24 protein-coding genes are annotated in these 26,134 nt (G+C 70.5%); 9 read left to right on the top strand and 15 right to left on the bottom strand.

All coding sequences use genetic code 11. The features are described 5' to 3' along the window. Positions 1–7 precede the first annotated feature (7 nt). The 6 genes from HNR16_RS02630 to HNR16_RS02605 all read right to left on the bottom strand — a co-directional run bounded on the left by HNR16_RS02630 (position 8) and on the right by HNR16_RS02605 (position 7,240). Positions 8–532, bottom strand: a complete 525-nt coding sequence (locus HNR16_RS02630; RefSeq protein WP_158039486.1) for a DUF4913 domain-containing protein — start codon at positions 530–532, stop codon at positions 8–10. After that, positions 529–2,415, bottom strand: a complete 1,887-nt coding sequence (locus tag HNR16_RS02625) for a type IV secretory system conjugative DNA transfer family protein (protein ID WP_158039485.1) — start codon at positions 2,413–2,415, stop codon at positions 529–531. The genes HNR16_RS02630 and HNR16_RS02625 overlap by 4 nt, the downstream gene beginning before the upstream one ends. A 173-nt stretch (positions 2,416–2,588) precedes the next feature. After that, on the bottom strand, positions 2,589–3,860 hold the full coding sequence (ectB, locus tag HNR16_RS02620) for a diaminobutyrate--2-oxoglutarate transaminase (protein ID WP_158039484.1): 1,272 nt from the start codon (positions 3,858–3,860) through the stop codon (positions 2,589–2,591). A 136-nt stretch (positions 3,861–3,996) separates the two neighbouring features. Then, positions 3,997–4,890 (bottom strand): glycine betaine ABC transporter substrate-binding protein, encoded by an 894-nt coding sequence (locus HNR16_RS02615; protein WP_158039483.1) that lies wholly within the window; start codon positions 4,888–4,890, stop codon positions 3,997–3,999. Positions 4,891–4,928: 38 nt separating this feature from the next. Further along, positions 4,929–5,885, bottom strand: coding sequence for an ABC transporter permease (locus HNR16_RS02610; RefSeq protein ID WP_158039482.1), 957 nt, complete (start codon positions 5,883–5,885; stop codon positions 4,929–4,931). Further along, entirely contained in the window at positions 5,882–7,240 is a 1,359-nt protein-coding gene (locus tag HNR16_RS02605; RefSeq protein WP_158039481.1) for a quaternary amine ABC transporter ATP-binding protein, read from the bottom strand. Before HNR16_RS02605 ends, HNR16_RS02610 begins: the two co-directional genes overlap by 4 nt. Before the next feature lie 583 nt (positions 7,241–7,823). Between HNR16_RS02605 and HNR16_RS02600 the strand changes: the two genes are divergently transcribed. Further along, entirely contained in the window at positions 7,824–8,489 is a 666-nt protein-coding gene (locus tag HNR16_RS02600; protein ID WP_158039480.1) for an AIM24 family protein, read from the top strand. Between the two features lie 110 nt (positions 8,490–8,599). On the opposite strand, the gene HNR16_RS02595 is transcribed toward HNR16_RS02600, so the two are convergent. Continuing rightward, positions 8,600–10,486, bottom strand: coding sequence for a helicase HerA-like domain-containing protein (locus tag HNR16_RS02595; protein WP_158039479.1), 1,887 nt, complete (start codon positions 10,484–10,486; stop codon positions 8,600–8,602). Between the two features lie 56 nt (positions 10,487–10,542). Here HNR16_RS02595 and HNR16_RS02590 point away from each other — a divergent pair, with 56 nt between their 5' ends. After that, positions 10,543–11,004: an SRPBCC family protein gene (locus tag HNR16_RS02590; RefSeq protein WP_158039478.1), complete on the top strand. Its 462-nt coding sequence runs from the start codon at positions 10,543–10,545 to the stop codon at positions 11,002–11,004. 22 nt (positions 11,005–11,026) lie between these two features. Here the strand turns inward: HNR16_RS02590 and HNR16_RS02585 are convergent, their stop codons facing one another. The 5 genes from HNR16_RS02585 to HNR16_RS02565 all read right to left on the bottom strand — a co-directional run bounded on the left by HNR16_RS02585 (position 11,027) and on the right by HNR16_RS02565 (position 16,812). Next, positions 11,027–11,521, bottom strand: coding sequence for an HNH endonuclease (locus tag HNR16_RS02585; RefSeq protein ID WP_158039477.1), 495 nt, complete (start codon positions 11,519–11,521; stop codon positions 11,027–11,029). Between the two features lie 369 nt (positions 11,522–11,890). Beyond that, the gene (locus HNR16_RS02580) at positions 11,891–12,976 is read right to left on the bottom strand and encodes a M23 family metallopeptidase (protein ID WP_158039476.1); all 1,086 of its coding nucleotides are present in this window, start codon (positions 12,974–12,976) and stop codon (positions 11,891–11,893) included. 277 nt (positions 12,977–13,253) lie between these two features. Beyond that, positions 13,254–14,336, bottom strand: a complete 1,083-nt coding sequence (locus tag HNR16_RS18055; RefSeq protein ID WP_225737753.1) for a C40 family peptidase — start codon at positions 14,334–14,336, stop codon at positions 13,254–13,256. A gap of 327 nt (positions 14,337–14,663) precedes the next feature. After that, complete coding sequence (locus tag HNR16_RS02570) at positions 14,664–15,692, bottom strand: NlpC/P60 family protein (protein WP_158039475.1); 1,029 nt, start codon at positions 15,690–15,692, stop codon at positions 14,664–14,666. Between the two features lie 409 nt (positions 15,693–16,101). Next, a complete protein-coding gene (locus HNR16_RS02565) occupies positions 16,102–16,812 on the bottom strand; it encodes a metal-dependent transcriptional regulator (protein WP_158039474.1) in 711 nt (236 codons plus the stop codon). Positions 16,813–16,889: 77 nt separating this feature from the next. On the opposite strand from HNR16_RS02565, the gene serC reads away from it, so the two are divergent. Next, positions 16,890–18,005, top strand: coding sequence for a phosphoserine transaminase (gene serC / locus HNR16_RS02560; RefSeq protein WP_158039473.1), 1,116 nt, complete (start codon positions 16,890–16,892; stop codon positions 18,003–18,005). A gap of 77 nt (positions 18,006–18,082) precedes the next feature. On the opposite strand, the gene HNR16_RS17755 is transcribed toward serC, so the two are convergent. Together HNR16_RS17755 and HNR16_RS02550 are read right to left on the bottom strand one after the other, a co-directional pair. Further along, positions 18,083–18,928, bottom strand: a complete 846-nt coding sequence (locus tag HNR16_RS17755; protein WP_218868365.1) for a DUF3027 domain-containing protein — start codon at positions 18,926–18,928, stop codon at positions 18,083–18,085. Further along, on the bottom strand, positions 18,921–19,304 hold the full coding sequence (locus HNR16_RS02550) for a cold-shock protein (RefSeq protein WP_158039472.1): 384 nt from the start codon (positions 19,302–19,304) through the stop codon (positions 18,921–18,923). The genes HNR16_RS17755 and HNR16_RS02550 overlap by 8 nt, the downstream gene beginning before the upstream one ends. A gap of 157 nt (positions 19,305–19,461) precedes the next feature. Between HNR16_RS02550 and HNR16_RS02545 the strand changes: the two genes are divergently transcribed. The 4 genes from HNR16_RS02545 (at position 19,462) to HNR16_RS02530 (ending at position 24,239) form a co-directional block, all read left to right on the top strand. Next, positions 19,462–19,731, top strand: coding sequence for a hypothetical protein (locus HNR16_RS02545; RefSeq protein ID WP_158039471.1), 270 nt, complete (start codon positions 19,462–19,464; stop codon positions 19,729–19,731). Between the two features lie 108 nt (positions 19,732–19,839). Continuing rightward, the gene (locus HNR16_RS02540; protein WP_158039470.1) at positions 19,840–21,522 is read left to right on the top strand and encodes a helicase-associated domain-containing protein; all 1,683 of its coding nucleotides are present in this window, start codon (positions 19,840–19,842) and stop codon (positions 21,520–21,522) included. A gap of 67 nt (positions 21,523–21,589) precedes the next feature. Continuing rightward, positions 21,590–23,257: a DNA repair helicase XPB gene (locus tag HNR16_RS02535; protein WP_158039469.1), complete on the top strand. Its 1,668-nt coding sequence runs from the start codon at positions 21,590–21,592 to the stop codon at positions 23,255–23,257. 85 nt (positions 23,258–23,342) lie between these two features. Next, a complete protein-coding gene (locus HNR16_RS02530) occupies positions 23,343–24,239 on the top strand; it encodes a Cof-type HAD-IIB family hydrolase (protein ID WP_158039468.1) in 897 nt (298 codons plus the stop codon). 86 nt (positions 24,240–24,325) lie between these two features. Here the strand turns inward: HNR16_RS02530 and HNR16_RS02525 are convergent, their stop codons facing one another. Beyond that, entirely contained in the window at positions 24,326–25,144 is an 819-nt protein-coding gene (locus tag HNR16_RS02525; protein ID WP_158039467.1) for a class I SAM-dependent methyltransferase, read from the bottom strand. Between the two features lie 85 nt (positions 25,145–25,229). On the opposite strand from HNR16_RS02525, the gene HNR16_RS02520 reads away from it, so the two are divergent. Beyond that, positions 25,230–25,931, top strand: coding sequence for a response regulator transcription factor (locus HNR16_RS02520; protein WP_158039466.1), 702 nt, complete (start codon positions 25,230–25,232; stop codon positions 25,929–25,931). 4 nt (positions 25,932–25,935) lie between these two features. Continuing rightward, positions 25,936–26,133, top strand: a complete 198-nt coding sequence (locus tag HNR16_RS18050) for a hypothetical protein (protein WP_225737752.1) — start codon at positions 25,936–25,938, stop codon at positions 26,131–26,133. Position 26,134 lies beyond the last annotated feature (1 nt).

The following is a 26,134-nucleotide window of genomic DNA, read 5'->3' as shown; positions in this document are numbered from 1 at the left end:
GGGCACCCTATCGTCTGCGGGCATCCACTCCGCCCGGATCATCGAGCGCACGTTCCACGACCCCTCGCGGTGCGGGCTCGCACGTCCACGGCTCACCGGGCTGGTCCGAGGCGAGCCAGGCCTTGGGAACGCCCTGGAACGGCCCATCGGGCGCGAGCAACTCGCTCATCCCCGGATCGCAGAAGTCGCGATACCACATGGCGAGGCCGAGCTCCTCGTCGGCCGAGAGCGACTCCCAGGCACGCCAGATGCCGTGCAGACGGTGGACCGCCTCCGGAACGGCCCACCATTTCGTGCACCAGTGGAGATTGCTCGAATGGGTTCCCACCTGCCGGATGTAGACGTGGCGAAGGTGGTTGCGAACGAAATCGTCGACATCCGCGAACCGCGTCGGCTCGGGTAGCGCGTCGTCGCGCTCCTCCTCGTCGTCGTCGAACTCCTCGAACACCGTGGGCTCGCCCGCGAGGTCGGTCACCGGGTCGTCGTCCGCGTCCCGGAGGTTCTCGCGATCCGGCCAGCTGAAGCCGCTCATGCTCGACGCTCCGTCAGCGTCGTCCGGGCACCTGCCACGACGTCCGGAGCCGCGGCCCGGTCGCCGTGCACCGTTCCGCCACCGCTCCGTTGCTCGGGCCGCCTCCCATCGGATCCGCGGTGGTCGCCGCGCTGCGCGTCGGTACCGACGGCGTGCATGCCGTTCGACGCCGCCGTGCGCTCCGCCTGCTCCGCCGCCGCGATCGATGCGCGGATCGCCGTGGCGTGATCCCCCTGCCACCACGGGACGGTTCGCAACAGGGCGGGGCGCGAGCCCGAGGCGACGACGACGGCGCGCCCGCGTGGGAGCGCGGCCAGCTCCGACACCGTGAGGATCCGGTCGGTCGACGTCTGGACCGCGAAGCTCGGGTCACCCTGCGACCTCGTGACCGTCTCGGTGCGGAACTCGCGGTCGCCGATGGTCTGCGAGAGCTGTTCGAGGAACTGGGTCTCCGCGACGCCACCGATGTAGAGCTTGATGTTCGACGCCGACCAGAGCTTGTTCATGCCCGGCTCGGTCCACACCTCGCAGCCCTGTGACCAGGACTGGAGGATCGTCTGGATGATGATGCCACGCGAGCCGAAGTGGCTGTAGAGATCGGGGAGCGCACCCCACCGGCAGACGTTCGCCGCCTCGTCGAGCACCGCGACCATCGGGATCGCGAGGCGACCGCTCGCGCGCTCACTGGCCGCACGTTCGGCGGCCTGCGCGACGGCCGCCGTGAGTGCGAGCACGATCGGCCCCGCGCTCCCCGCCCCTTCGCGCGACAGCGAGTAGAGCGTGTCCGTCGACGATCCGAATGCCCGGTGGTCGAACTCCGGCCGACCGTCACCGGGATCACCCGGCGTGATCCACTCGCGCACGTGCGAGTTCGCGAGACATGCGGCCATCTGCTGTGCGGTTCCGTAGACACCGCCGCGCTGCTTGTCGGGCGAGGAGATGACGCCCTGGACGGTCTCCGCCCACGTGTCCCACCCGTGCTCGCGCAGGTACCCGACCGGCTCGCGGTCCTCCGGATCGCTCAACCACGTCGAGACCCGTGTGATCGGCTCACCACCGGCCGCCGCCGCCAGGAGGAGTCCCGTGAGGAGGTCGCGCCCGGCCGGGTCGAAGAACGCGTCGGTCTGTGCACCCGGCTGGCGTGAGCCGTTCGCGAAATGTGCGGCCAGTTCGGCGGCCGAGACGTCGTCGACGACGGACGAGAGCGGGTTCCACCACCACGTGGCCGTGTCGGTCGACACGCGCTGCGGGTTGAACACCCAGACGCGGCCGCGAGCGAGGCGGAGGTGCCGCGTCGCATGGACCACATCGGGCTTGTTCGAGGTGACGACGACGGCACCGGGTGCCGCGGCGATGCTCGGGATCGCGACGGACGTCGACTTGCCCGTGCGGGGGCCTGCGATGACGACCCACATGTCCTCCCATCCCGCGTACAGCGGCTCTCGGCGCCCGACGGTCTCACCGAGCAGCAGGCCGTCGTTGCCACGCAGCCCGAGTCGGGCGCTCGTCGCCGCGGCCGCAGTCCGGCTGAGAGCCTTGACGTCGTCGCCCCGCCCCATGTGTCGCGCCGCGTAGTCGACCCGCGTCCGCCGTGCGCGCCGGCGTCGGAGGACCCACAGGGTGAGGGCGCCGAGGCCCGCGAGGACGACCAAGAGGCCCGCGAGCACGAGCGTCATGGCACCCGTCCACCCGATGCTGCCGCGGACGAGGTCGAGGACGGTCGCCACCGGATCGGCGGGCACCGCCTGGGTGCCACCCGACAGGTGTTCACCGAGGCGCACGACGAGGTTCGTCGCGGCCACGGCCCCGGCGACCGCGACGACGCTGCCGCCGATGACGAGTGCGCGCGTCCTGATGCGCTTGCGAGCGGTGGTCCGTTCCATGAGACGCTCCCTCCGCGGCGCGAGGCTCGCACCGGTGGTCCGACCGTAGTCGGGCGCGCCTCGTGCTGCCGGACCTATCCACAGGCCGTGAGCGTCCGCAATCGGGAGGTGCCGCGCACGCGAACGGCCGCCGCTCCCGAGGGAGTAGCGGCCGTCCGATTAGTTCGCGGCGATCAGGCGTGCGCCTCGGCGAGCACCTCCGCCGTGGCCTCCGCGATGATCGCGAGGCCGCGCTCGAGCTCGTCGTCCGTGACGGTGAGCGGAGGCAGGAGCTTGACGACCTCGTCGAACGCACCGGCCGTCTCGACGATGAGCCCTCGCTCGAACGCCTTCGTCGTGACCGCGGTCGCCTGCGCGCCGTCGGGGAAGACGAGGCCACGAGCGAGACCGCGCCCGCGCGTCGAGAGACCCGCCTCGGGGTAGGCGTCGACGATGGCCCGGAAGCGCTCGTCGGCGAGCTCGCCCTTCGCGCGCGTCGCCCGCTCGAACGTGTCGTCCGACCAGAACAGCCGGAGCGTCTCGGCGGCACTCGCGAACGCGGGGCCGATGCCGCGGAACGTGCCGTTGTGCTCGGCGGGCGCCCACACGTCGTGCTCGCGCTTGAAGAGTGTGAGCGCCATGGGCAGCCCGATGCCCGAGATCGACTTGGAGAGCACGACGATGTCGGGCACGATGCCGGCGTCCTCGAAGCTGAAGAAGGCCCCGGTACGGCCGCATCCCATCTGGACGTCGTCGAGGATGAGCGGGATGCCCTCGCGCTCGCAGATGGCCGAGAGCCGGCGCAGCCAGTCGAGGCCGGCGACGTTGATGCCGCCCTCGCCCTGCACCGACTCGACGATGACGCCGGCCGGCCGGTCGACGCCGCTCGATGCGTCCGCGAGCAGTCGTTCGAAGTAGTCGAGGGTGTCGACGCCGTCGCCGAGGTAGCCGTCGTACGGCAGTACGGTCGCGTTCGAGAGGGGAACCCCTGCACCGCCGCGCTTCTTCGCGCTGCCGGTCACGGCGAGGGCTCCGACGGTCATGCCGTGGAACGAGTCGGTGAAGTGCACGATGTTGGTGCGGCCGGTGAGCTTGCGGGCGAGCTTGAGGGCCGCCTCGGTCGCGGTCGTGCCGGCGGGGCCGGGGAACATGACCTTGTAGTCGAGGCCGCGCGGCTCCAGGATGAGCGACTTGAAGGTACGGAGGAAGTCGACGCGCGTCGTCGTGAACATGTCGAGGGAGTGCACGAGCCGGTCGGCGAGGAAGTGGTCGATCACGGCCTGCTTGAGCCGCGGATCGTTGTGTCCGTAGTTCAGGGCGCCCGCGCCCGCGAAGAAGTCGAGGTAGGTCGTGCCGTCGTCGGCGGTCACGGTCGCGCCCACGGCCGACTCGAACGTGGTCGGCCACGAACGGGAGTAGCTGCGCACCTCGGATTCGAGCGCGGTGGTGGATTCAGATGCCGACATGCAGATCTCCTCTGTGCGCGTGGCGCGGCGATGGGCGGTGGATGAGTGCGGAGGGCCGAGGAAGCGTCGCCGCCCGACAGCGGCGTCGCTCCCCCGGCCCTATCGCCTGATGCGATGGTAGCCGAGCGGCTCGGTGCTACGCGGTGAGGCCGTCGACGTACGCCTTGTTGTCGGTGATCCACTGCTCGACGATGGGTGCGTAGTCGTCGGTGGAGTTCTCGTTGAACATGACGTTCTCGAGCGAGTAGAGCGTCTCGGAGTCCATCTTGAAGTTCGAGATCCAGCCGCTCACCGTGGGGTGCGTCGTGGCGAAGTCGGTCGACGAGAAGGAGTGGATCCCCTCGGCGTCACCGAGCAGGCCCTGCGGGTCCTCCAGGTCGCGGATCGGGAACGCGTCGTACGCCCAGTGCGGGCGCCAGAGCGTCACGACGATGTTCTCGCCGTTGTCGGTGGCGGTCTTGAGCTCGGTCAGCATGGCCGCGGTCGACGAGGTCGTGTACGTCATGCCCTCGAGTCCGTAGCCGGGGATGACCGCGTCCTGGGTGATCTCGGTCAGGCCGGCCCCCGGCTCGATCCCGACGATCGTGTTGTTGAACTGTGCGGCGTTCGCCGCGAGCTCGTCGATCGACTGGATCGGGGCGTCGTCGTTCACGGCGAACGTGAGCTTCGCCTCGTCGTTCCAGGCGCCGAGGTCGACGATCGAGTCACCGTACTGCTCGATGTAGCTCTTGTGCGTGATCGGCAGCCAGGTGTCGAGCGTGACGTCGTAGTCGCCGGTCGAGAGGCCCGAGTAGACGGGTGCCGGGTCGGCGTACTCGAGCGTGACGTTGTAGCCCTTCTCGGTGAGGATGGCCTTCCAGAGCTCGCTCGCCGCGATGCCCTCGTCCCAGCCGTTGAACACTGCGATCGTGATGTCCTTCTGGTCGCCGTTCTCGAGCGTCTCGCCGCCGCCTGCACCGGTGCAGCCCGTCAGGGCGAGGGCGGCCGTGGCCGCCATGGCGAGGATCGCGGCTCCGTGTCGCTTGCGCATGTTGCCTTCTTTCTCTCGTTCTTCGGGGTGGGTTGGGGTCATCGGGACGGCCGCCGTGCGGCGGCGTTCGCGGCATCGAGCTCGAGGTCAGCCTGTGCGACCTTCTCGGCGACGCTCTCGTCCTCGGCGCTGGTCTTCGCCTCGCGCTTCGTCCGTCGCGTCCGGTCGTGTTTGGCGAAGGCGCTCGTCATGCGGTCGAGGATCATCGCGAGGACGACGACCGAGATACCCGCTTCGAATCCGAGGGCGACGTCGATCCGGTTGAGGCTCTGGACGACGTCGGCGCCGAGGCCGCCGGCACCGACCATGCCGGCGATGACGACCATCGACAGCGAGAGCATGATGACCTGGTTCACGCCCGCCATGATCGACGGCATCGCGAGCGGCAACTGCACCTGGCGCAGGATGCGCGCGGGAGTCGCCCCGAAGGACCGGGCGGCCTCGACGACCTCGCGATCGACGCCACGGATGCCGAGTTCCGTCATGCGGACACCGGGCGCGAGCGCGAAGATGATCGTCGCGACGATGCCGGGGACGACGCCGATGCGGAAGAGCACGAGTGCCGGGATGAGGTACACGAACGCGGGCATCGTCTGCATGAAGTCGAGAACCGGCTTCACGATGCTCGAGACGGTGTTCGACCGGGCCGCCCAGATACCGACGGGGATGCTGATGAGGACGGCGATCGTGCTCGCGACGAGGACGAGCGCGAGGGTCTTCATCGCGTTGTCCCACTGGTCGACCGAGACGATCACGAACAGGCCGATGAGCGTCCCGAGGGCGAGCTTCCAGCGCCCCGCCCAGTAGCCGATCGCGACGAGCACGATGATGACGGCCCAGAACGGCGGGGTGCCGAGCACGAGGTAGACGATGTCGTAGAAGCCGCCGAAGATCGCCCGGAGGACGTCGAAGACGGGCCCGAGCGTCGTCGTGAGCCAGTGGACGACGACCTCGGCCCAGTCGCCGAACGGGATGCGGATGGTGGCGTCGTTCATGCGCGCCCGGTCCCTTCGTTCGTTCCGGCGGTGGGTGCGTCGTGGGCCGGTTCCTCGACGATCTCGATGATCTCCTCGACGACGACCTCGTCGGTCGGTTCGTCGAGCCCGGTGGCCTGCGTGTCGAGCAGTGGCGATGCCGATGTGTCCGGCAGGTCGATGGCCCCGGTGACCGTCGGCACGTTCGCGAGCGCCGCGAGGAGCGTGACGCGCGGGACGACCCCCTGGAGGCGGCGCTGCTCGTCGACCACGGCGATCGGGAGGCGCGAATCGACCGAGAGCTCGAGCAGATCGGACACGGACGTGTCGGGGCTCGCCGTCGCGATGTCGGTGATGATCGACGGCTGCAGCTCGGTGACCCCGGCCTTGATGTCGTGGAGGACGCGCCGGTCGGTGACCGCTCCGAGCAACACACGCCCACGTGCCGTCACGAACGCACTGTCGGACTGCGTGTCGCGCATGACGCGCAGTGCGCCGCGGGGCCCGGCGGTCGTCGGGACCACCGCGCGCGCCGGCTCCATGACCGACTCGGCCGTCAGGACGCGGGCACGGTCGACGTCCTGCACGAACTGCGCGACATAGTCGTTCGCGGGGTCCGTCAGGATCTCCTCCGGCGTGCCGATCTGCACGATGCGACCGTCGCGCATGACCGCGATGCGGTCACCGAGGAACATGGCCTCGTTGAGGTCGTGGGTGATGAAGACGATGGTCTTGCCGAGCTCGGCCTGCAGGTCGATGAGCTCCTGCTGCATCTCCCGCCTGATGAGCGGGTCGAGGGCGCTGAACGCCTCGTCCATGAGCAGGATGTCGGTGCCCGACGCGAGGGCGCGGGCGATGCCGACGCGCTGCTGCATGCCGCCCGAGAGTGCGGACGGCAGGCGATCGGCCCAGTCGGTGAGCCCGACCTGGTCGATCATCTCCTGTGCTCGCCGTGTGCGCTCGGCTTTGTCGACGCCCTTCACCTCGAGGCCGAACGCGACGTTCTCGATGACGGTGCGGTGCGGGAACAGCGCGAAGTGCTGGAACACCATCGAGACGTGCTCCTGTCGGACACGTCGGATCTCGGCGTCGTTCGCCTTCGCGAGGTCGACGCCGTGCACGAGCACGCTTCCCGCGGTCACGTCGTGCAGGCCGTTGAGGGCACGGATGAGTGTCGACTTGCCGGAGCCGGACAACCCCATGACGACGAAGATCTCGCCCGGGTTCACGTCGAAGGTCGCGTCGATGACGGCGGCGACCGTTCCCTTGTCGAGCTCGGAGCGCTCGGCGCCCGCCTCGAGTTGCCGAACGGCTTCGCTCGCTCTGCGTCCGAACACCTTGTAGACGCCTCGGACGGAGATCGGTGGTTCGCCCATCGGGTTTCCCTTCTCGTTCGATGCTGGATCTGGCCGACGTCGTCCCGGGATGCGATGAACGCGCGAACGCGCGAATTCGTCGATCACCCGGATGGGATCTGCGATGCGTGGTCGACGGCGATTTCCTCCGCTCTCAGGAGCGTCCGCGCGGTGTCGACCCCACGGCGACTGCGACGCCGGTGCTTCGACAGTAGCAAGCTCGCCGCGGCGCTGCCCGTGACGGGAGCCGGAAAGCGGGCCCCGTCAACCCTGACCACGCGGCGAATCATCGTGCCACTGCCCCGCAATGACGGGGATCGCGGCGCATCGATCCCGGTGTTATGTAACCGTTACCGCCGATCTCCCGGTTCGAGGCCGGCACAGCGGGTTCCGCGCGATTCGCGGCGCCCGGTGCGACGTCGGCGGGACGCACGGCGCTCGTCATCCTCCAGTCGTATTCGCGCGCGCAAGAGTCCCGAAAGTCTGTCCCGGAGGGTCGCTCCGCCCTACGCTTGCACTGTCGCGGGCGGCGCTGCTGCGTCGACCGGAAGACACCGCCGTGCGGCAGTTCCGCCGGTGGATTCTCCACGGAAGGACCACTCCCATGCGCAGTCCCCTTTTCGACCAGTCACTGCAGGAACGGCAGACGGGACAGCGCTGGACGCTGCAGTCGTCGAAGATGCTGCGGGTCGCCCTCGGCCCCGACGTGCTCGCCGCCCAGGGCGCGATGGTCGCCTACCAAGGGCAGATGGACTTCAAGTACGAGGGGTCCGGCGGCGTCGGCAAGTTCATGAAGAAGATGGTTTCGGGCGAGGGCGGCAACCTGCAGCGCGTGGCAGGCCAGGGAGAGGTCTTCTTCGCTCGCGCCGCCGAGGACGTCTTCCTCATCGAGCTCACGGGTGACGGCGTCACGGTCAACACGTCGAGCCTGCTCGCGTTCGACGCGAACCTCGCCTGGGACATCAAGATGATCGGCAACGCCGGCATCCTCGCGGGTGGCCTCTTCAACCTCGTCGTCAACGGCCAGGGGACGGTCGCGATCTCGAGCGACGGCCCGCCCATGCTCCTCGACTGCTCGCAGCAGCCGACGTTCGTCGACCCGCAGGCAGCCGTGTGCTGGTCGAGCAACCTCGCCCCGACCATCAAGAACGACTTCAAGATGGGCTCGCTCATCGGCCGTGGCTCCGGGGAGTCGTTCCAGCTCGCGTTCCACGGCCCCGGGTTCGTCGTCGTGCAGCCGAGCGAGGGACAGCCGGTCGTCACCGGTTAGAGAGCACGGGGAAGCGATGGTTCGGGGAGCGATCTCCTCGACCTCTTCTCCTGAGTGACGTGCACGTCGGGCCGGTCCTTCGGGACCGGCCCGACGTGCACGTCCGGGCCTCAGCGCTTCTTCTTGAAGAGGGTGCCGAAGACCCCGCGGACGACCTCGCGCACGACGGTCTGGCCCGTTCGCGATCCGAGGATCTCCTCGACGACGTTCTTGTCGCGGCCGCGGGACGTGGTGCGCGTCCTCGTCGCTCGCTCCTGTCGCGCGGCCTCCTTCTCGGCCGCCGCGGCCTGACGGTCTCGCTCCCTCTGCTCGGCCGCGGCGCGCTTCTCGTTCTCGACACGCTCCGACTCCGCACGCGTCGCCTCGGCCGCCGCGTTCATCTTCGCCGAGAGGATCTCGTGCGCCGACTCGGGGTCGACCGCGGTACCGAACCGTGCGAGCAGTGGCGATGCGGCGACCGTTGCCTCGATGCGTTCCTCCGGCGTCGGGGACATCGACGCCTGCGGGGCCCGCAATCGGGTCCACGCGACGGGCGACGGTGAGCCCTTCTCGTTCATGACCGTGACGATCGCCTCGCCCGTGGCGAGCTGTGTGAGCACCTGCTCGAGGTCGTACCCGGACTTCGGGTAGGTGCGCACCGTGGCCCGCAGCGCCGTCGCGTCGTCGGGCGTGTGCGCGCGCAACTGGTGCTGGATCCGCGACCCGAGCTGCGCGAGCACCTCGTCGGGGACGTCCTTGGGGGTCTGCGTCACGAAGAAGATCCCGACGCCCTTCGAGCGGATGAGCCGCACGGTCTGGGTGATCGAGGCGACGAACTCCTTGCTCGCACCGTTGAAGAGGAGGTGCGCCTCGTCGAAGAAGAACACGAGCTTGGGCCGGTCGAGGTCACCCACCTCGGGCAGTTCGTTGAAGAGGTCGGCGAGCAGCCACATGAGGAACGTGGAGAAGACGGCCGGCTGCTGCGCCACACCGGGGACCTCGAGGAGGCTCACGATGCCGCGGCCGTCGGTGGCCTGCCGGAGGAACACCTGCGTGTCGATCTCGGGTTCGCCGAAGAACACGTCCGCCCCGGCCTCGGCGAAGTTCACGAGCTCGCGGAGGATCACGCCTGCGGTTTGCTTCGAGAGGCCGCCGATGCCGTCGAGTTCGGCCTTGCCCTCCGCGCTCGTGAGGTACTGCAGGACGGTGCGAAGGTCGTTGAGGTCGACGAGCGCGAGCCCGTTCTCGTCGGCGTAGTGGAACACGAGACCGAGGCTCGACTCCTGGGTCTTGTTGAGCCCCAGCACCTTCGACAGCATGAGCGGACCGAAGCTCGTCACGGTCGCGCGGATGGGCACGCCGTGCCCGCGACCGCCGAGCGAGAAGTACTCGACCGGGGCGGCTGCGGCCTGCCAGTCCTGGCCGATGCCCCGCGTGCGGGCCAGGAGCTTCTCGTTCGACTCCCCCGGCGTGGCGATCCCCGAGAGATCGCCCTTGATGTCGGCCGCGAAGACGGGGACGCCCGCGGCGCTCAGCTGCTCGGCGAGTACCTGCAGGGTCTTCGTCTTGCCGGTTCCCGTCGCGCCGGCGACGAGGCCGTGACGATTGGTCATGGCGACCGGGATCCGCACGGGCACGTCGGGGCGCGCCTCGCCGTTGACGAGCGCCCCGATCTCGAGGGCCGGTTCGGTGAAGGCGTAGCCCGCACGGATCGCCTCGACGGCCGCCTCGTCGAGCGGACCGGTGGGCGATGCCGGGGCACCTGCCACCGAGTCCGGTGCCGACGACTCGGGCGCCGGCGCCGAATCCGTTCCGGCGTCCGTGGCGGTGGCGGTGGGATCCGTGGACGGCACGGACTCGCCGGGGGGCGTCGGTGCGTCGGTTCCGGGCGCCGTGGGCCCATCGGCCGGGGGCGTCCGTGCGGCCCCCGAGGCGTTCGCCTGCGCCGCCGCGAGCGCGGCTTCCGCTTCGGCGAGGGCTTTGCGTGCGGCTTCAACGTTGGCTGCGGCATCCGTCATGTCGCAACTGTATCGACCTCGGCGAGCACCGACGGCGGGCTCCGTACACTGTCGTCATGCCCCGTCTCGAAGTGACCGTCGACGTGCCCCTCTCCCCCGCCGACGCGTTCACCGTCGCGACCGCGGTCGGCGAGGAACGGGCAGCATGGGACCCCGAGGTCAGCCACCGACGCTGGGTGCGTGGCGCCACCCGACCGGTCGACGACGCGGTGCTCTTCACCCGCTCACCCGCGGGCGTCCGGCTCCTGCTGCGATACGAGCACGTGCACGCGGGGACGCAGTTCACGCTGCGCATGATCAAGGGGCCCGCATCGCTCGACGCCTACGGCGAGGGGTGGCGGTTCACGCCGCTCATCGCGGGTGGCACCCGAGTGACCGTCGTCGAGACGTGTCGCCTCCGGGTACCGATCCTGCGGCGCCAGGTCGGCGCGCTGACCGTCCCGTTCCGTCGCCGCGCGCTGCGGCGTCGCCTCGAGTCGTTCGCCGACGCGTGCGCTCGCCGCGCGACGGCCGGCTGACGAAGGGCCGCGGACTCGTCCGTCAGGCCGCCGGAAGGTAGGCCGCCCACTCGGGCTGTGCGTGCTCGATCCCTCGGCCGGTCCAGTGGACGCCGCGCGGGGCGACGGGGGCACGCCGCAGACGCCACCCCATCTCGGCCGGCGTGCGATCCCCCTTGACGTTGTTGCACGTGAGGCAGCACGCGACGAGGTTCTCCCAGGAGTGGGCACCGCCTCGCGAGCGGGGCAGGATGTGGTCGATCGTGTTGGCGAACGCGTCGCAGTATCCGCACCGGTGATCGTCGCGCCGCAGGACACCGCGCCGACTCACGGGCGACACGCGCGCCATCGGCACTTTGACGTAGCGCCTGAGGAGGATGACGACGGGCCGCGGCCAGCTGCCCTCGACGCTTCGCACGGGCCGCTCCTCGTCCACGTCGAGGACGCTCGCGCGCCCGTTCATGACGAGCGTGAGGGCACGACGGTCGGTGACGACGCCCAGGGGCTCGAAGCCGGCGTTCAGGACGAGCGTTCGCATGGGGACTCCTTCATGGTGGAGAGCCGCCGGCACGCGCCGGGACGCGCGGGCCCCGTGACGTCGTGTGCGCGGAGACGAAAAAAGGGCACCGCCATCAACTGGCGGTACCCCGGGTGCGGACGCGGCGGGCGTATCGTGACGCGCGACGCGACGAACGGTCGTATCGCCTCGCCGGGCACGCGCGACGCACCGGTCCGTGCGGTGACGTTCCTCGGCATACGCGCTCCTCGTCCGGTGCGATCCAGGTTCAGCGTAGACCACTCGTGCGACACGCGCGCACGGAGGCGCCGTGTCGTCACGTCTCGTTCACCCGGACGACGACGTGGGGCGGCCGGGATCACGTCCCGACCGCCCCACGTCACACGCATGTCAGAGGACGATGCCGTTCGCGGCGAGCCACGGCACCGGGTCGACGAACGAGCCGCCGATCTTGACCTCGAAGTGGAGGTGGCAGCCGGTCGAGTTGCCGGTCGTCCCCGCGGAACCGATGCGGTCGCCCGCATTGAGCCGCTGCCCCACCGAGACGCCGATCCCGTTCGGCTCGAGGTGCGAGTACGACACCACGGTGCCGTCGTCGAGCGCCAGTTCGACGTGATTGCCGTACCCGCCCTGCGGGCCCGCGAACGTCACGGTGCCGGAGGTGATCGCCTGCAGCTCGGTCCCGCACGTGCCGCCGCCAGGGATGACGACGTCGATGCCGTTGTGGGCGCCGCCGCGCGTGCCGTACCCCTCGTTCATGCTGCCGCCGGGGATCGGGGAAACGAACGTCGGCGTGACCTGGGGCGCTTCGACGGATGCGCCGTCCACCTGGGAGGGATCGAACTGAGTCACGCTGAGCTCGCTCGCGTCGAAGACCGACTCCGGAGCCGGCACGAGCGGTCCCTGGGGGGCGGCGCTCTCGGCGGCGGAGGCCGTCTGCGTCCCGGCGTCGGTCGTCGACTCATCGAGCGACTGGTCGGCGCTGAGCAGGTTGGCCTCCGTGCCGCCTGCGACGACACCGGGCGCGACCACGCCCGCGGTCGCGAGTGCCGCGGCGGAGGCCATGATGCCCGCCCCGGTCCCGATCATGCGTCGGCGCGACCGCGTGCGGGGGCGGTGGGCACGCGTGCTCCCGCTCGTCCTCGCGAACGCCGAACCGGATGCCGGGGCGGTCGCCGGCTCGCTCTCGTCGAGCGTGGGCTCGGCGGCCTGCTCCTGCTCGTAGACGGTCGCCGCGGGACCGACCGGTTCGGCCATCTCGCTCTCGAGGCGCTCGGCGATCCGCAGGCGGGCGGTCGCGCCGGCCCGATCGAGACGCTCGCGGACGGCGTCGGCGAGAACCTGTTCCGTCCGATCCACGGTCCGCACGGGTGCCGTGCCCGCGGCCGTGGCGACGGGGCGCTGCCCGGTCCGGCGTTCGATCTCGCGGGCCTGCCGTCGCGTGAGCGTCGCGGTCGTCGAGGTGAAGTCGTTCATCGAATCTCCTGGCACCGTCGCTGGGGGCGACGCCCCGCCCGTGGGGTGAGGAACGGTCCGAGAACCCGGGCGGGATGGTGCTGGCCCTCGGACGCGGCCGGGTGATGGAGCCGGCGACACGATTAAGAATAACGAAAGATCACGGAAAAGTCACGATCAGATCACGGACAGGTGTCGAGTTGGTCTCGGCGTGCGTCTCCGAGCGGCGTCGGCAACCATGTCGAAGGGCGACCCGCGCCGGGGATTCCGGTGCGAGCCGCCCTTCGAGGCGCCTGCGTCAGCCCATGCGCACGAACGAGTACGAACCGTCGATGACGTCGATCGAACGGTAGACGTTCTGCCACCCGACGTACGAGCTGTTGAATCCGGGGTTGTCGTACATCATGCCGCCACCGGCGTAGATGCCGATGTGACCGCTCGAGAAGACGATGAGATCTCCGGGCTGCGGGTCGGACACGGGGGTGCCGCTCGCGGCCATCGTGCTGACGGTCCCCTGCGCATGCGGGATGCCGTTCGCGGTCAGGACGGCGCTCACGAAGTCGGTGCACAGCCATCCTTGACCGCCACCGAGCATGCTCTCGGCGGTCGCGATGATGCCCTGGCCGTAGCCGTTGCCGGGCGTCGATTCGCCGCCGCCCTGCGACGCGCCGGTCGACTCGTCCGCAGCGGTACCGCCGCTCGTCCCCTCACTCGCGGTGTCCTCGGCGGGTTCGTCCGCGACCGGCTCGGGCGGAACGATCTCGGCGACGTCCCCCGCCGTCAGGGAGGTGACCGAGTACGCGTCGGCACCGGCAGCCTCGACCGGGGCCTCGACGAGGTCGACCTGCGGTGGGGCCGCCTCGTCCACCGGTGCCGACTGCTGTGCCGCCTCCTGCTGCGCCTGCTGGGCTGCCGAGAGGAGGCTCGCCTGGGACGCCTCGTCCGCGCCCGCCGCCAATTGCACCGGAACCACGGCACCGACGGTCGCGAGCGCGGCGGCGGATGCCGCGACCGCGATACCCGCGGCCTTGCGTCGCCGTTCGCGCCGGACGACGGCGTACGGCCGCGGCGCGCGCACGGTCGCGGTCGACCGCGCGAAGGCCGCGGGAGCGTCGGTCACCTGCGTCTCGTCGACGGGCGATCCGATGCGTTCGAGAACCGCGGTGGGGACGACCGAGACGAGGCCCGCGATGTCCGCGCGCTCGATGCGGGACGTGTCGTCGATCCGCGTGCGGTCGTCGATGTCGCCGCGGACGCCGGTGAACGTCACCTCGGTCGGCGCGACACCACCCGCGACGGGGCGTCGTCCCGTGCGTCGCTCGATCTCCCGGGCTTCGCGCCGCGTGAGGGGCGCCTCGAGCATTGAGCTGATGTTGGTCATGGCATCTCCCTGCACCGCGGCTGGGTCCGCGTCCCGCCCCGGTGTTCGTGGCTTTCCCTCTCGGACCGGGCGGGATCGTGCGGGTCCGTGGTCGCGCGCGGGGCGGTGCTCCCCGGCGCTGCGGCAACGATAACCAAAGATCACGAAAAAGTCACGATCGGATCACACCGAAGTCACAGCCTGACGGGCGAGCGATGTGCAGCACCTCCTGAGCGACCGGAATCGACCGCAACGAACCCTGAGGATCCCGCCAGTCCATACACGAAACGCGCAGGGGCGGCATCGTGAGATGCCGCCCCTGCGCGTCGGTGCTCCGATCCCCTGAGATCAGAGGCGGATGTAGATGACGTTGCTGCTCCAGATCGCACGGTGCGCGTTGGGACGCCCGTCGCCCGGGTTGTCGTAGACGCCGCCGGCACCGTCGTAGATGCCGATGTGCTCGCCCGGCCACACGACCAGGTCGCCCGCACGCGCCTCGCTCGCGCTGACCTGGTACCCCTGAGCGGCGATCGCGCTGACGCCGACACCGACCGAGATGCCGTTCGCGGCGAAGACCTCACGCACGAAGCGGTCGCAGGTCCAGCCCGCGTTCTGGCCGAGCATGCTCGCAGCGGTGTTGATGACGCCTTCGCCGTATCCGCTCCCGTAGCCGCCACCACCGGCGCCCTGGGTGTCCGAACCGGTCGAGCCGCCGGTCGAGACGCCTCCGTCGGTCGTGCCCTTGACCTCGGCGGCTTCGGAGACCTCGTCGGCGGAGAAGGTGGTCACGCTGAACGGGTCGGATCCGTCGACCTGCTCGGGAGCGGGCACGAGGTCGACCACGGGTGCGGCCGCGTCGGCGGCTGCATCGTCCGGAGCGGTCGACGTCCCGGCGGCGGCCACGTTGGCCTGCTCGAGAAGGTTCGCGCTGTGCGCCTCGTTGCTCGCGCTCCCGAGGGAAGCGGGGATGATGGCGCCCGCGGTCGCGAGTGCGGCGGCCGACGCGGCGATCGCGAGGCCGGTCGCGCGGCGGCGACGCTGGCGAGCGACGAGCGACGCCGGCTTGGCGGCGCGCACCGAGACGGGACGACCACGGAACGCGTCCGGGATCTCGGTCTCGGCGTCGACGAGCGACTCGACGGGGCTCGGAGCGGCGATGCGCTCGATGATCTCGGTCGGGACGACCGAGACGAGCGCGGCCATCTCGTTGCGCTCGATGCGCGAGGTGTCCTCGACGTCCGTGTGTGCGACGTCGAGGGCGGTGGTCAGCGTCAACTCGGTCGGCGCAACAGCCCCCGCCACGGGGCGACGCCCCGTACGACGTTCGATCTCACGGGCTTCACGGCGCGTGAGCGGTGCGATGGTCGTGGTGTCCAAAGGCTTCCTCCAGCGCCCCGGCCTTTCGGCCGCTCCCGCCCCATGTTGCGTTCGTTCAGGGGATCCGAGCCGAGGGCGGGAAAGGCGCATCAGCTAGGTCGCTGAGCGGCGGAAACCCCGTCGCTCGACTTGACGTTGACCACGCTAGGGCAATTCCCGGCAAATGTCACGTTTTCGACGCAAATCGCTAACAGTTGCGTAACGGAGTGCCTCAGTTCGGCGGAGAAGAGCGGGAGTCACGGTGACGACATCGTCAACTTCGTGGTCTCGGACCGCGTTGAGGGGCAGATACCACCTGCCACTCAGCCAGCGTACAGCACTCCGTGATGTTCGCACGACATCGCCGTGACCGGCGTGTCCCGAGAACGCCGCACGCGGTGTTGCCGAGCCGGAGGGGCGTCCGACGGCGTCAGGCGTCCCCGAGGACGTAGACGTGCTCCGCGAGCGCGTCGGGCAGTTCGATCTGCTCGTCGGTCCCTTCGACCGCGACCGAGATCCGGCCGCCCGCCCGGGAGGCCCGCACCTTCGCACCCGGCATGAGTCCCGCATCGTCGAGGAGACGAAGTGTCGGCATGTCCGACTGCACGGGCTCGCCGAGACGACGGATCACCGCATCGACGTGGTCTCTGCCGGACTCGATCGCTCCGGCGAGCGCCGTGGCCAGATCGACGACACCGTCGAGAAAGGCATCGGCGGGCTCGGCACCGAACTCGTCCAGGCCGGGGATCGGCGTGCCGTACGGCGACTCGTTGGGACGGTCGAGCAACTCGAAGATCCGGCGTTCCGCCTCGTCGCTCATGACGTGCTCCCAGCGGCACGCCTCGTCGTGCACGATCGCGAGGTCGAGACCGATGACCTTCGCGAGCAGGCCCTCCGCGATCCGATGCTTGCGCAGCACGCGGATCGCCTTCGCCCGGCCGTCCCGCGTCAGCACGAGTCGTCTATCGGGTGCGACCTCCACGAGTCCGTCTCGCTCCATGCGCGCCACGGTCTGCGAGACCGTGGGCCCGGAATGACCGAGCCGCTCCGAAATGCGCGCACGAAGGGGCACGATCCCTTCCTCCTCGAGGTCGAGGATCGTGCGCAGATACATCTCTGTTGTATCGACCAGGTTGGTCACGGTGCCTCCGCTCACGACGCTGACGCCTCAGCCTACCGGCGTCCGGGGACGGAAACGTGCGCGCGTAGGCTTGCACCATGCCAGAAATCCGCATTCCCGCCGAACTCCTCCCCCTGGACGGGCGCTTCGGGTGCGGCCCGTCGCTCGTCCGACCGGCGCAGGTCGACCACCTCGTCGCGCACTCCGTGAACGTGCTCGGGACCTCGCATCGGCAGCCCCCCGTCAAGGAGATGGTGGGCCGCATCCGTTCCGGGATCGCGTCGCTCTTCCGCGCACCGGACGGCTACGAGGTGGTGCTCGCGAACGGCGGCGCGACGGCGTTCTGGGACGCCGCCGCGTACGGGCTCGTCGAACGCCGGGCACAGAACGCGGTGTTCGGCGAGTTCGGCTCGAAGTTCGCGTCCGCGGTCACGACACCCTGGCTCGAGGCTCCCGACGTGCGGGAGGCACCGGCCGGGTCGATCGCGGTTCCGGAGCCCGTCGAGGGCGTCGACGTGTACGCCTGGCCACACAACGAGACCTCGACCGGCGCCATGGCACCGATCGGGCGTGTCGCGGGGGATCCCGGCGCGCTCACGGTCGTCGACGCGACGAGCGCGGCCGGCGGCGTGGACGTCGACATCGCGCAGACCGATGCCTACTACTTCGCGCCGCAGAAGAACTTCGGCTCGGACGGCGGCCTGTGGCTCGCCCTCCTCTCCCCCGCGGCCATCGAGCGCATCGAACGCCTCGACGCGTCCGGGCGCTACATCCCCGAGACGCTGCGACTGCGCCACGCCGTCGAGAACTCACGCAAGAACCAGACCCTCAACACCCCTGCGCTCTCGCCCCTGCTCCTCCTCGAGGCCCAGATCGAATGGCTCAACGAGCACGGCGGGCTCGCGTGGGCCGCCGAGCGAACGGCCCGCTCGTCCTCCACCATCTACCGCTGGGCCGACGAGCGCGACTTCGCGACGCCGTTCGTCGGCGACCCCGCCTGGCGCTCGCAGGTCGTCGCGACGATCGACCTCGTCGAGGGCGTCGACGCGGCCGCCGTCGCACGGACGCTCCGCGAGAACGGCATCGTCGACACCGAGCCGTACCGCAAGCTCGGCCGCAATCAGCTGCGCATCGCGACCTTCGTCTCCATCGACCCCGACGACGTCTCGCGACTCACGCGCGCGATCGACTTCGTCGTCGAGCGGCTCGGCTGAGACACCGACGGACTGCCGCCCGTTCGCGGCCGGGTGACGCGGCACGCGAGCGGTCGCCCGCCGCGTGCCGGGTCCGGTCACTCGGAACCGGACGCGCCTTCCGGGATGCTCGTGTCACCGAGCTCCTCCGTCGCCGCGCGTTCCCGGACGGTGCGGCGTCGTCGCGCGCCCGTCCTGAGCACGGTCCCGCGAGCCGGCCGCGTCGTGGCGTCACGACGCCCGCGCTCGTCGTCGCCCGTCGAACCGGCACGGTCCCGCTCGGCCACCGACTCATCGTCATCCGCCGCGTGCCCGGACGACGGGCCGTCCGCCGCCGACACGTCGTCCACGGCAGCCTGCGTCCCGTCGACCCGCACCCTCGTGCGTCGTCTGCGCCGGGTCGGGACCGCACGCGCCGCGGTCTCGGCCCCCGCGTCATCGGCATCCGCGCCCTCGGCGTGCGTGGCCTCGTACTCCGCGAGCCGGTCGGCCCACGGCACCCATGCGGGAGCGAGCAGCGCATCCGGCCCGGGCAGCAGTTCCGTCTCGAGCACGTTCGGCGTCGCCTCGTCGACGAGCCGATTCATCGCCACGGTCCAGAGCCAATCGGCGTACCCGGGTTGCGACGTCGCGAAGCGCAGCGAGTACACGCCGTCCCCCTCGTCGTCCACCCCGACGAGTGCCCCGACGAGCGAGGCAGGAGCGATCTCGGCGAGCGCCGCCCGCGCCAGTCGTTCGGACTCGGCGAGCGCGGGACTGTCGAGCGCGAGCCGCACCGGAGCTGGTGCCGCCGCGACGGCCTCGACCGGCCCATCGCCGTCCGACCGCTCCGCCGCCTCGGTCGACGCGCCGTCGTGCCCGGCGGTCGACCCGGCCTCGGTGCCGTCGACGGGTGACGAGACGTCACCCGTCGGGCTCGAACCATCGAACTCCGGCTCAGGCATCGAGGTCGTCCGCAACACGGCGCAACACGGCCGCGATCTTGTTCGCCTGCGCGCCCTCCGGGTACCGGCCCCGACGAAGTCCGCCGCCCACCTGATCGAGGAGCTTCACGAGGTCCTCGACGATGACCGCCATGTCGTCCGGTGACTTCCGCTGCGCACGCACCGCACTCTGCGGCTGCCCGACGATCCGCACCGAAAGTGCCTGCGCGCCACGACGCCCGTCCGCGATGCCGAACTCGAGCCGGGTACCGGGCCGGACCGTCTTCACGCCCTCCGGCAGCGCCGTCGCATGCAGGAAGACCTCCTGACCGTCGTCGCTCGCAACGAATCCGAAGCCCTTCGCCTCGTCGTAAAACTTCACCTTGCCGGTCGGCATGGCCATCTCCTTCGCAGGTCGCCTCGCGACCGCAGATCGTCGTCCGTCGGGCCGCTGCCGGTCGTCCGGCCGGTCGGCGCCACAAAAGCTCGCCCGCGCAGACGCGAGCGGCGGCTCCAGTCTAATCGGCCGCGTGCGGTTCGTTTAGGGTGGGACGGTGAGCACACCCGCACGCGCGCCGATCTCCAAGGTCGAGCGGATCATCGCCTTCATGGCATTGGGCATCGCCGTCATCGCCTTCGTGGCGCTCATCGTCGTCGTCGGCGCGCCGCTCGCGGGCGTCCCGGGCGACGCCATGACGACACCGCTCTGGCAGACCCTCTTCCTCGTCGCCTACTTCGGACTCCCGATCGCCTTCGTGCTCATGCTGACGCTCGTCATCATCCGCATCGTGTCCAACCGACGGCACCGGACGGACGACCGGTAGGCCCATCGTGACGACCAGGCACCGAACCGAGCGAGCTCGCCCGACCCACGGCGGTCTGCGAGGGACCCCGGCCCGACGTCCCGCGCGCGGCCCAGGAGCGCCTCGCACGTGAACTCCGTCGTTCGACTCCTCGGAGATCTGCGAGCACGCGACGAGGACGCACTCGCGGCGCTCGTGGTCGAACGCCGCGTGCCGCTGCGTGGAACCGGCTCGCTCATCGACCTCGCGGAATGGCTGCTCGAGCCGCGGCGCGTCCACGACGATCTCGAACGGCTGGGGTGGCGCGAGCTCCACCGGCTCCGGAGCGGCGACCCGCAGGCACGCCTGCGCGCCCGACGGCGGGGCTTCGCCGTGCTCGGCCCGCACGGCGTCGAGGTCCTTCCCGACGTGTCGCGACAGGTGTCCGAGTTGCTCGGCGACGACCAACCGCACCGCCAGGACGGCGACGGCGAGCACGAGGCCCGAGCCGGTGAGCGGGCGCTCGCCCTGACCTCCCTCGCAGCCGACGTCCTCGCCCGGCTCGACGCCGCCCCGATCCCCGTTCGGACAGGACGATCCGGCACGCGCATCGGCGGAACGGACATCCGTCGCATCGCCGCATCGCTCGACGAGCCACACGAACTCGTCGCGGCGGTCGCCGGCTGGCTCGTGGGCGCTCGACTCGTTGGCGACGCCGACGGCACCTGGCGCCCCACCGAGCGTGGCCGGGACTTCCTGGCGGACGGCACCGTCGCGCGATGGCGCGTCCTCGCCGAGCAGTGGCTCGACGGACTCGGCGTCGCCGAGCATCGAGAGCTCGTGAATGGGCCTCGCGGCGACAGCGAGGCCGCGCTCGTCGCCGAATCGGTCGGCGCGCTCACGGGCGGAGAACCGACCGCGCTCGGCCGAGCCGCGCTGTCCGACGACCTCGACGACGCGACGGAGCGCATCCGGGCCGCACTCCCGGACGAGATCGAGGGCGTCTACATCCAGCCCGACCTCACGATCATCGCCCCCGGCCCGCTCCCCGCCGACGCCGATGCCGGACTCCGCGCGGTCGCCGATCTCGAGACACGCGGCCTCGCATCGACGTACCGGTTGTCCCTCGCGTCCCTCGCACGCGGGCTCAGCAGCGGGCTCGGCATGGACGAGATCCGAGAGCGGCTGCGCTCGCTCTCGCTCACCCCGCTCCCCCAGCCCGTGGCATACCTGCTCGACGAAGCCGCGCGGACCCACGGCCTCGTCCGGGTGCGACGCGTCGTGGAGGACGGCGTCTCCGGCACCAGGGTGTCCTCGAGCGACCCCACCCTCCTCGATCGTCTGGGTGTCGACCAGGACCTGCGGCCGCTCGACCTCCGGCGAGGCGCATCCGGCACGCTGCACTCCATCCTGCCGGTCGATTCCGTCTACTGGGCACTCGTGGAGGCCCGCTACCCCGTCGCGATGGAGGATGATGCCGGACGGGAGCGGCCCGCCGTCGAACGCGTCACCGCGACGGCCCCGACACTTCCCGTGCCGACACCGGCCCGCGAGCTCGCGCGGGCCCTGCTCGCCGACTCGGCACGCCTCGCCGACGACGAGGCGACCACGTGGCTCCAACGACGGCTCGAACTCGCGCGACGTGCACGCTCCTCGGTGCGCGTCCGCGTCAGTGTCCGCGGTGACGAGCCGCGGGTGCTCGAACTGCGCCCGCTCAGCGTCACCGCGCACCGGCTCCGGGCCCGCGACGAGGCCTCCGATGTCGAACGCACCCTCCCGCTCGACGCACTCGAACTCCTCGACGACGCCGCGCCCGGGGACGGCGAAGCGTGAGCCGTCGCCACGGCCGATTGCTCACGGCTGAGGGCACGTCGGCCCGACGGCGATAGACTCGATCCCTATGCCAAACGGCCCCCTCATCGTTCAGAGCGACCGCACCGTCCTCCTCGAAGTCGCCCACCCCGACGCCGAGGACGCACGACATGCCCTCGCCGTGTTCGCCGAACTCGAACGCGCCCCGGAGCACATCCACACCTATCGCATCACGCGACTCGGGCTCTGGAACGCGCGAGCGGCGGGACACACCGCGGACGAGATGCTCGAGACCCTGAACAGGTTCGCGAAGTTCCCCGTCCCGGCCGCCGTCGAGCAGGACCTCCGCGAGACGGTGTCACGCTACGGGCGGCTCGTCATTGAGCGCGACCGGCGTGAGGACGCAGAGCCCGGCGCGCTCGTGGTGCGCAGCGACGACCCGGCGGTCCTCCTGCAGGTGACGCGTTCCAAGAAGATCGTGCCGCTCGTCGAAGGGTCCGCGGGTGAGGGAGCGATCAGGGTCCAGCCGTGGGCTCGGGGCGAGCTCAAGCAACAGCTCGTGAAGCTCGGGTGGCCCGCGGAGGATCACGCCGGCTACACGCCGGGAACACCGCACGACATCGCGCTCGACGAGCGGGAATGGCACCTGCGCGACTACCAGCGCGACGCCGTCGACCACTTCTTCGAGGGCGGCTCCGGCGTCGTCGTCCTTCCCTGCGGCGCGGGGAAGACGCTCGTCGGCGCCGGGGCGATGGCCGCCGCGAAGACGAACACGCTCATCCTCGTCACGAACACCGTCTCGGCGCGGCAGTGGCGCGACGAACTCCTGCGTCGCACGACGCTCACGGAGGACGAGATCGGCGAGTACTCCGGCGAGACGAAGGAGCTCAAGCCCGTCACGATCGCGACGTACCAGATCCTCACGTCGCGCCGGAAGGGCGAGTACCGCCACCTCTCGCTCCTGGACGCGCTCGACTGGGGACTCATCGTGTACGACGAGGTGCACCTCCTCCCCGCGCCGGTCTTCAAGCTCACGGCCGAGCTGCAGGCGCGTCGTCGGCTCGGGCTCACGGCGACGCTCGTCCGCGAGGACGGGCGCGAGGGTGACGTGTTCAGTCTCATCGGGCCCAAGCGATTCGACGCGGCGTGGAAGGACATCGAGGCGCAGGGATTCATCTCACCCGCGGAGTGCTTCGAGGTGCGCGTCGACCTCCCGTACGAGACGCGCATGGAGTACGCGGCGGCCGCGGACGACGAGCGCTACCGGCTCGCCGCGACGGCACCGGCGAAGCTCCCGCTCGTGCGTTCGATCATCGACCGCCACCCCGACGAGCAGATCCTCGTGATCGGCCAGTACCTCGATCAGATCGACGAACTGGCCGAGGTGCTCGGTGCGCCGAAGCTCACGGGCCAGACGCCGGTCGCCGAGCGGCAGGAGCTGTACACCGCGTTCCGGGAGGGACGTGAGCGGGTGCTCGTCGTGTCGAAGGTCGCCAATTTCTCGGTCGATCTCCCCGACGCCTCGGTGGCGATCCAGGTGTCCGGCAGCTACGGCTCGCGCCAGGAGGAAGCGCAGCGACTCGGCCGCCTGCTGCGGCCGTCCGCGAGCGGCGTGACGGCGTCGTTCTACACGCTCGTCGCGCGCGACACCGTCGACCAGGACTTCGCGCAGAACCGCCAGCGCTTCCTCTCCGAACAGGGCTACGCCTACACGATCCTCGACGGCGCCGACCTGCTCGCCGACGCGGCCCGCTGACCCCCGCTCCGCGCGGCGCCCGCCGAAAACCACCCGGAACGCGACGCGCCTGCCATTTTCGGGCTCGGCCTCATAGGCTCGAGTCATGGTTCCCCAGAGCCCCGCCGCGACCGAGCTCGGTCTTCTTCTCGACGTCGACGGACCGCTCGCCAGTCCCGTGGCGCGATCCGTGCGGATCCCCTCGATCCTGGACGACCTCGTGGCGCTCGTCGCCGCGGGGGTTCCCGTCGCCTTCGTCACGGGGCGGTCCGACGCGTTCGTCGGCGAGCAGCTCGTGCGTCCGCTGCTCGCGCACGGGCTCGCCGGGGCGCTCGGGAGCCAGGGGACCCGCCTGTTCGGCGTCTTCGAGAAGGGCGGCGCATGGGCCCCCGTCGGCCCCGACGGGCTCGGACGCGTCGAGGTCGACCCCGCTGTCGCACTCGACAGGACGATCGTGGACGCCGTCGCCGCGCTCGTCTCGTCCCGTTTCGCCGAGACGATGTTCGTCGACACGACCAAACGCGCGATGATCTCGGTCGAACAGCGGATCGACGTCGACGCGGACACCTACGCCGGCGCTCAACCGGTGTTCATCGCCGCACTCGAGTCGCTCGCCCGACGCCTCGATCTCGGGCTGCGAACGGGCGACGACGAGGCCCTCGACAGCGCCGGCCGGACGCCCTATCGGATCGACCCCACGATCATCGCCGTCGACCTCGAGTCGGCCCGCCTCGGCAAGCGCCTCGGCGCGAGGCGGGCCCTCGACCACTTCGCCGAACTCGGGCCGCTCCCCGACACCTGGCGAACGGTCGGCGACTCACGAACCGACTACGACATGGCGGATCACCTGCACGAGCGGGGCTTCGGCGTACGACACCTCGATGTGCGCCCCGGCGACGGCCCGCTCCCCCGTCCCTACCCGGTCGACGCGTTCGACGATCTCGCGGACGACGAGGCCGGCGCGGCGTTCCTCTCAGCGTGTCGCGAACGGATCGGGGCCTGACCCTCCGCCGAGTTCCGGGTGGTTTTCGGGGTTCCGGGTGCCCCGGAAGCCCGAAAACCACCCGGAACGCGAACCCGAGGATCGGCTCAGGCCTGGGTCGGGGTGCGGGCCAGGACCTCGCCGTGCGTCAGTGCGATCCAGCCGTCCGGGGACGACGCCCACGTCGACCATGCCCTGCTGATCGCTTCCAGCTCCGGACGGTCGGCGAGGCCGAGCTCGACGGCGTGGCGCGCGATGTCGGATTCGAGGATGCGACGCGACCACATACCGCCCCACCACGCGCGCGAGGACGGATCGGCGAACGCCCAGACGCTCGCGGTCACCGTGGCCCCCTCGAACCCGGCCGCCTCGGCCCACGCGCGCATCCGACGTCCCGCATCCGGTTCGGTACCGAGCGCCCGCGCAACCGCCCGATAGAGCGCGAGCCAGCGTCCGAGCTCCGGGAGTTCGGGGAAGATGCTGACCGAGCCGTAGTCGACATCGCGTGCCGCGACGAGGCCGCCGGGTACCGTGGCGGCCGCCATGGCACGCAGTGCCGCCACCGGATCACCCACGTGCTGCAGCACCTGATGCGCGTGGACGACGTCGAAGCGTCCGAGTGCCTCGTCGAGGGCGAACACGTCGCCCACCTCGAAACGGGTTCGGGCGTCGCCGCGATCTTCGGCGTTGCGCCGCGCGACGCCGAGCGGCGCCTCGCTCGGCTCGATCCCGACCACGAGCCCGGTCGACCCGACGAGCGCCGCGAGATCGAGCGTGATGGTCCCGGGGCCACAGCCGACATCGAGCACCCGCATGCCCGGCCGCAGGGACGGCAGAAGGTAGGCCGCCGAGTCCTGCGCGGTGCGGACACCGTGCGACGCGAGAACCGATTCGTGGTGGCCCTGGGAGAAACGCGCGTTCGTCATGAGCCGATCGTGCCACGCCCACGCGCACACCGACACGCCGCAGCTCGTCAGCGTGCTCCCAGATCAGCGGCAAGATACTGGACGCATGACTGAAGGCGGACCCAAGATCCTGGTCGTCGACGACGAACCGAACATCCGAGAACTCCTGTCGACGAGCCTGCGGTTCGCCGGCTTCATGGTGCGGGCCGTCGGCAACGGCGCCTCGGCGATCTCGGCCGTGATCGCGGAGGAACCCGACCTCATCGTGCTCGACGTCATGCTGCCCGACATGAACGGCTTCGGCGTGACGAAGCGCCTCCGGGCCTCCGGCTACACCGCGCCGATCCTGTTCCTGACGGCGAAGGACGACACGGACGACAAGATCGAGGGCCTCAACTCCGGCGGCGACGACTACGTCACCAAGCCGTTCAGCCTCGACGAGATCGTCGCACGCATCAAGGCCATCCTGCGGCGCACGATGCTCGCCGAAGAGGAGGCCGTCATCCGGGCGGGCGACCTCACGATGGATCAGGACACGCACGAGGTGTTCATCGGCGACGAGGCGATCGAGCTCAGCCCGACCGAGTTCAAGCTGCTGCGCTACCTCATGCTCAACCCGAACCGTGTGCTCTCGAAGGCGCAGATCCTCGACCACGTCTGGGAGTACGACTTCAACGGGGACGCGGGCATCGTCGAGTCGTACATCTCCTACCTTCGGCGCAAGCTCGACCAGCACACGCCCGAGCCGCTCATCCAGACGAAGCGCGGCTTCGGATACATGCTGAAGGTCCCGTCCGCCAAGGGATAGGCGCGTGGCCTACCGCGCGATCCGCTGGAACCAGCTCAGCCTTCGCAACAAACTCACGATCGTCATCGTCGCGCTGCTGACGCTCGGTCTCGTCATCGCGGGCATCGGGACGACCCTGCTCCTGCGTCCGGCGCTCGTCGCGCAGCTCGACGCGCAACTGAACGACCTCGCACGCAATCCGGCGACGATCGTCGGGGGGTGAC

The organism is Pseudoclavibacter chungangensis (assembly GCF_013410545.1).
GTDB classification, from domain to species: domain Bacteria; phylum Actinomycetota; class Actinomycetes; order Actinomycetales; family Microbacteriaceae; genus Pseudoclavibacter; species Pseudoclavibacter chungangensis.
Note: the sequence above shows the minus strand (reverse complement) of the source record. Positions and strands in the feature narration are given on the sequence as shown.

What these genes read in the sequence shown, in the direction of transcription:
- HNR16_RS02630 (WP_158039486.1), bottom strand. Translation starts at nt 532, where the DNA reads ATGAGCGGCTTCAGCTGGCCGGATCGCGAGAACCTCCGGGACGCGGAC.
- HNR16_RS02625 (WP_158039485.1), bottom strand. Translation starts at nt 2,415, where the DNA reads ATGGAACGGACCACCGCTCGCAAGCGCATCAGGACGCGCGCACTCGTC.
- ectB (WP_158039484.1), bottom strand. Translation starts at nt 3,860, where the DNA reads ATGTCGGCATCTGAATCCACCACCGCGCTCGAATCCGAGGTGCGCAGC.
- HNR16_RS02615 (WP_158039483.1), bottom strand. Translation starts at nt 4,890, where the DNA reads ATGCGCAAGCGACACGGAGCCGCGATCCTCGCCATGGCGGCCACGGCC.
- HNR16_RS02610 (WP_158039482.1), bottom strand. Translation starts at nt 5,885, where the DNA reads ATGAACGACGCCACCATCCGCATCCCGTTCGGCGACTGGGCCGAGGTC.
- HNR16_RS02605 (WP_158039481.1), bottom strand. Translation starts at nt 7,240, where the DNA reads ATGGGCGAACCACCGATCTCCGTCCGAGGCGTCTACAAGGTGTTCGGA.
- HNR16_RS02600 (WP_158039480.1), top strand. Translation starts at nt 7,824, where the DNA reads ATGCGCAGTCCCCTTTTCGACCAGTCACTGCAGGAACGGCAGACGGGA.
- HNR16_RS02595 (WP_158039479.1), bottom strand. Translation starts at nt 10,486, where the DNA reads ATGACGGATGCCGCAGCCAACGTTGAAGCCGCACGCAAAGCCCTCGCC.
- HNR16_RS02590 (WP_158039478.1), top strand. Translation starts at nt 10,543, where the DNA reads ATGCCCCGTCTCGAAGTGACCGTCGACGTGCCCCTCTCCCCCGCCGAC.
- HNR16_RS02585 (WP_158039477.1), bottom strand. Translation starts at nt 11,521, where the DNA reads ATGCGAACGCTCGTCCTGAACGCCGGCTTCGAGCCCCTGGGCGTCGTC.
- HNR16_RS02580 (WP_158039476.1), bottom strand. Translation starts at nt 12,976, where the DNA reads ATGAACGACTTCACCTCGACGACCGCGACGCTCACGCGACGGCAGGCC.
- HNR16_RS18055 (WP_225737753.1), bottom strand. Translation starts at nt 14,336, where the DNA reads ATGACCAACATCAGCTCAATGCTCGAGGCGCCCCTCACGCGGCGCGAA.
- serC (WP_158039473.1), top strand. Translation starts at nt 16,890, where the DNA reads ATGCCAGAAATCCGCATTCCCGCCGAACTCCTCCCCCTGGACGGGCGC.
- HNR16_RS17755 (WP_218868365.1), bottom strand. Translation starts at nt 18,928, where the DNA reads ATGCCTGAGCCGGAGTTCGATGGTTCGAGCCCGACGGGTGACGTCTCG.
- HNR16_RS02550 (WP_158039472.1), bottom strand. Translation starts at nt 19,304, where the DNA reads ATGCCGACCGGCAAGGTGAAGTTTTACGACGAGGCGAAGGGCTTCGGA.
- HNR16_RS02535 (WP_158039469.1), top strand. Translation starts at nt 21,590, where the DNA reads ATGCCAAACGGCCCCCTCATCGTTCAGAGCGACCGCACCGTCCTCCTC.
- HNR16_RS02530 (WP_158039468.1), top strand. Translation starts at nt 23,343, where the DNA reads ATGGTTCCCCAGAGCCCCGCCGCGACCGAGCTCGGTCTTCTTCTCGAC.
- HNR16_RS02525 (WP_158039467.1), bottom strand. Translation starts at nt 25,144, where the DNA reads ATGACGAACGCGCGTTTCTCCCAGGGCCACCACGAATCGGTTCTCGCG.
- HNR16_RS02520 (WP_158039466.1), top strand. Translation starts at nt 25,230, where the DNA reads ATGACTGAAGGCGGACCCAAGATCCTGGTCGTCGACGACGAACCGAAC.